Origin of the sequence: Anaerovibrio sp. RM50, assembly GCF_000622005.1 — a bacterium.
In the GTDB taxonomy this organism is placed as follows: Bacteria; Bacillota; Negativicutes; order Selenomonadales; family Selenomonadaceae; genus Anaerovibrio.
The window spans coordinates 284,132-285,147 of sequence record NZ_KK211383.1 but is presented as its reverse complement, the minus strand read 5'-3'; the positions used below and the strand labels follow the sequence as shown (position 1 = coordinate 285,147).

The following is a 1,016-nucleotide window of genomic DNA, read 5'->3' as shown; positions in this document are numbered from 1 at the left end:
AAAATCAAGGAGGAATTTATCATGGCTATGGTTGTAAAGAACAACATGTCCGCAATTAACACTCTGAACACTCTGAACAAGAACACCAACGCTTTGAAGAAGAGTTTGGAAAAGGTTTCTTCCGGTATGAAGATCAACAGCGCAGCTGATGATGCTTCCGGTTATGCTATTTCCGAGAGAATGCGTGTTCAGATCCGTTCCTTGGATCAGGCAAATCAGAACGCTCAGAACGGCGGCTCTATGATGAAGGTTGCTGAAGGTGCTGTAAGCTCCACTGTTGAAATCCTGAAGACTTTGAAGGAAAAGGCAGTTAGCGCAGCAAACGATACCAACACTGATTCTGACCGCGCTACTATCCAGAAGGAGCTTGACCAGTCCATTGACCAGATCAATGACAACGCAAACGTTACCTTCAATGGCCAGTACCTGGTAGATGGTTCCCACAACAAGAAGACCACTGCTACCACCACTGCAATGACCAATCAGAGCCTGTGCACCGATACTGCCAGCACCACTGCATTGACAGCTTTGAAGGCACGTAATGGTGATGACCTGAACATTCACAGCACTGATACTGTAACCGTATCCTTCGTAAAGGACGGCAAGACCTATACTTCTTCCATGCAGGTAGGTTCCAAGAGCTTGGGCGAAGCAATTACTTCCTTGGCTACTGATTCTGCAGGCAATGCAGCTATCAAGTTTGAGACCAGTAGCAATACTTCCCTTATCGGTGTTGACGGTTCCGGTAACAATGTTTATACTGCATCTGGCCAGAGCGCATTGACTATTGCCTCCCAGACTGCTGGTATTGATACTCAGATTGCTGGTTTCACAGTTTATATCACCGACAATAAGGGCAATGTAAACAAGGCAGCTAACGCTTCCCTTGATGCATTTGAAGAGTCCATCCGTGCACAGAACAAGTCTGAGGACAACTCCATCGTTCTCCAGATTGGCACCAAGGCAGCCCAGTCCATCAATGTTGGTCTTACCGATATGAAGGCAACTGCTCTGGG

At 46.9% G+C, this 1,016-nt stretch carries 1 protein-coding gene; it reads left to right on the top strand.

The window, feature by feature from the left end; all coding sequences use genetic code 11:
* Positions 1–21: 21 nt before the first annotated feature.
* Positions 22–1,016 (top strand): flagellin (locus T525_RS0112605; protein WP_027407466.1); only part of this gene is annotated, 995 nt, incomplete at its 3' end.